This window comes from Phyllobacterium sp. (assembly GCF_037994405.1).
Classification (GTDB): Bacteria; Pseudomonadota; Alphaproteobacteria; order Rhizobiales; family Rhizobiaceae; genus Phyllobacterium.
On record NZ_JBBNAN010000391.1, the window covers coordinates 1 to 3,585 of the forward strand.

Below are 3,585 nucleotides of genomic sequence, written 5' to 3' on the forward strand. Positions count from 1 at the left end.
GGCCTCAGATGGCCACCCCGCGTGAATACTCGACTGAGCTTAATATCGGATCACATGACCTAATATCGAACCCATCGGATTCATATCCGACAATTCAAACTGGGGCACGACCTGAGTATGTTTGTAAGTGGCGCAAAACGCTACAAACTAGCGTCGGCATGAACCGAGTTTCGAAATCGCGCTTTTGGTGGCTTCCTTACCGAGCGTGAGCATATGATTGTCGGCTAGATCGACCAATGCCGCAGCGACCGCTTGTTCTCGCCGGCCGGCGGCCATGGCCCGTTCGGCCATGTTCTGAAAGGCCATCTGCATCGCATTCTGGCAACGAGCGCTCTGATCGGGATCGTCGACAGGGACTTCCGGTGCCTGCACAAAAGTCGAAGACTTATGAATGGCGGCCGAGATAATCGGCACGACGCCGTCAGAGGTGAGCATCTTCAATTTCTGCACTTCAATGCATAGGCCTAGTTTCGTCGCTCTTCTAACCTCGGAATTGAAGACGCGCATCGCCTCAAGCACATTCCCACCTGCCGAACTGCGTTCTCCGTCGCCTGAGCTAGAAATAGGTTCTCTCCTGTTCCTGCATTGATATTCCGAACGCGACACTACGCTTTCCATTGCACGCAATGCCCCACTGCCATTGCAGACACATCCTATGCTAGATGTTAGGCACGCGTCTTCTCCTGAATTAAGAAACAGCGCAAGAAGGGATTGCTGGAATGACCAATGCAAACGCCCACTATCGTGGCGATGTTGCGGTCTCTGCCAACGACCTCTTTACTGGCGGCGACGTGCTCGCCGGTGAAATTTAGTTTTATCTAGATTGCGCACGTCGGTTCGGTAGCCTCATTCTTGAAATCGGCGCGGGGGCGGGGCGCATCTTGGTCCCACTCGCCGCCGCAGGTTACGACATCGTTGGCTTAGATAACCAAGGCCGCCCGATCAAATCTATTCCGAGACTTCGGCATCTGCTGTTAGAATATGCGTCATGACACCCGAGTTCGACCGACAACCACCAGGTTGAACGTGTCCAACAGATGAGGTTCATTTAGAGTGACCAAAGGTTCCGATCTCCTGGTAGCAGCGCTCGAGAACGAAGGCGTCGATCGTATCTTCGGGATTCCCGGTGAGGAAAATCTCGACGTAATCGAATCCATTCGTAAATCCTCGATCCAGCTTGTCTTGACCCGACACGAACAGGCGGCTGCTTTCATGGCCGCAACTTATGGAAGGTTGACGGGCAAACCCGGTGTCTGCCTTACCACGCTCGGGCCGGGCGCTTTGAATCTGTCTACTGGCGCAGCCTACGCGCTTCTCGGCGCGATGCCGATGATCATGATCACGGGCCAAAAAGGGATCTTGTCGTCTCGGCAGGGTCGCTTTCAGATCGTCGATGTCGTTGCGTCCATGAAACCGCTGACCAAGCTCTCAAGGCAGATCGTTTCCCCGCTCATGATCCCCACCATGGTGCGCGAGGCGTTTCGGGTGGCGCAGGAAGAGCGTCCTGGTCCCGTCCATCTTGAACTTCCAGAAGATATCGCTGCTGAGGAAAGTGAAAACGTTGCACTGATCGCCCCGCATCCGGTCGACCTCCCGACTGCCAGCGACACGGCCTTGGATCGGGCCGCCGAACTCATTCTCCAAGCCAGGCGACCGCTTCTTATGCTTGGAGCAGCAGCCTCCCGTCCGCGGTCGACGTCCGATCTCGCCCAGTTCGTTCTGCGCACACGGATCCCGTTTTTCACGACGCAGATGGGAAAGGGAACCGTTCCCGGGGGAACGGAGCTCTACATGGGAACGGCCGCGCTGTCGGAGAAGGACTATGTCCACGAGGCGATCGAGCAAGCGGATCTGATTATCACCATAGGTCACGACACCATAGAGAAGCCGCCGTTCATCATGGGCAAGGAAGGTCCCAAGGTGGTTCACGTGGGATATCAGCCGGCGAGCGTCGAGCAGGTCTATTTCCCCCAGTCCGAAGTCGTCGGAGATATCGGACCTTCACTCAAGGTGTTGGCCGACCGGATAGAAGGTAAGCTCACGAACGCTAATGCCTTGCTGCATCTGCGCAGGCGCATTCTCGAAAGGATCGGCGCAAGGGCAACGGAGGACCGCTTCACGCCTCAGCGCCTCGTGCACGACGTTCGCGAGGTGATGCCTCACGACGGCATCCTCGCGCTCGACAATGGCATGTACAAGATCTGGTTTGCCCGCAACTACCGGACGGAGATGGCAAACACGCTTTTGCTCGACAACGCGCTGGCAACGATGGGAGCGGGGCTTCCATCAGCGATGACGGCAGCGATGCTCTATCCCGACCGCCGCGTCATGGCGGTCTGCGGCGACGGCGGGTTCATGATGAACAGCCAGGAACTCGAGACAGCTGTTCGGTTGAAGCTGAATCTGGTGGTGCTAATTATCGAAGACAGGGCTTATGGGATGATTCGCTGGAAGCAGGCCGTCGACCAGTTCCCTGACTTTGGCATGACATTCGGCAATCCCGATTTCGTGAAGTACGCCGAATCCTACGCGGCCAAGGGGACGCGGGTGACCAATGTCGGCGACTTCAAGGACGTTCTCGAGAAGGCCTTCACGGACAGCGGTGTTCATCTGGTCAACGTACCCATCGACTATTCGGAAAACGAACGCGTGCTCGTGAAGGAACTTCGGGAGCGACTTCCTGCGATCCTGGAGAACTGAGCAAGATCCGCGCAAACTGGTCGATGCGATGCGGATTTTGCCTGTGACGTTTGGCTAAATGCACTTCGGCCGCGCAAGCCGCCAAACACTCATTTTCCCCCCATTCCCTCTCGCTGACTGCTGTGGTGTCCTTACGGTCAGTCGGGACGCTATTGATGTGTCTCGCTTAGTGAACTCACCAAGAACTCCGACGCGGACGCGACCCCGTCGGTCGTCACACTGTTCGGTTCCTGATACCACCCGGTTTGCGTGAGAACGGGCAGGAGCGACGGTCTCGGATTGAAAGTCTTGTACGACGCGGCGATCAGGTCGTCACGTCCGGGAGCAATGATCCGGAGTTCATATGGTCCTCCGTCCGCTCCAGCGCGGCCTTGGCGTGGCGCGCGTCTATGCAGATCGCAGGAAGCCCTTCTGTGCACAGGGCGTGGTAGAACCACACCGACAAGGGACCGGTCTCGAACACCACCCGCTCTGCCGCTGGTGCGCGCTTGCGGATCACCTCTGCGAGCAGGTTCGGATCGGATGGGCATTTGCCGCGCCAAATCCGCTTGCCGTCACGTCGCACCGAAATCGCGGTGTCTTTCAACGATATGTCGAGTCCGATATATTCTTCCATGGTTGTTTCCCGTTCGATGTTTGGGACAGGCCCAGCGCCATGATCCCGTTTTTCCATCTTGTCGGGGAACAACTTTCCATCTTGTCGGGGAACAACCACCCTGGCTACGTCTCGGAAATGTCCGTTCAGCAGCCAGTAGGGCACCGCTCCCGCGATTACCCCATGTAATGGGCGGACGATCTGCGAGAATCGATCACGGCAGCCCGGGCCCCGGGCATATTCCAAGCCCTCTCCGTCAGGGACTGAAAGGGGCTGGAGCATTCAATAAG

The 3,585-nt window shown here is 57.1% G+C and carries 2 protein-coding genes and 1 pseudogene; 1 reads left to right on the forward strand and 2 read right to left on the reverse strand.

The window, feature by feature from the left end; translation table 11 throughout:
• Positions 1–147: 147 nt before the first annotated feature.
• Positions 148–435: a hypothetical protein gene (locus AAAC48_RS21760; RefSeq protein WP_340656193.1), complete on the reverse strand. Its 288-nt coding sequence runs from the start codon at positions 433–435 to the stop codon at positions 148–150.
• A gap of 618 nt (positions 436–1,053) precedes the next feature.
• Here AAAC48_RS21760 and AAAC48_RS21765 point away from each other — a divergent pair.
• Positions 1,054–2,700: an acetolactate synthase large subunit gene (locus AAAC48_RS21765; RefSeq protein ID WP_340656194.1), complete on the forward strand. Its 1,647-nt coding sequence runs from the start codon at positions 1,054–1,056 to the stop codon at positions 2,698–2,700.
• Between the two features lie 358 nt (positions 2,701–3,058).
• On the opposite strand, the pseudogene AAAC48_RS21770 reads toward AAAC48_RS21765, so the two are convergent.
• Positions 3,059–3,316, reverse strand: a pseudogene (locus AAAC48_RS21770) (IS110 family transposase); the annotation flags it as partial.
• Between the last annotated feature and the right edge of the window lie 269 nt (positions 3,317–3,585).

Excerpts from the sequence above, each read along its gene's own strand:
- AAAC48_RS21760 (WP_340656193.1), bottom strand. The coding sequence starts at position 435 with ATGCTCACCTCTGACGGCGTCGTGCCGATTATCTCGGCCGCCATTCAT.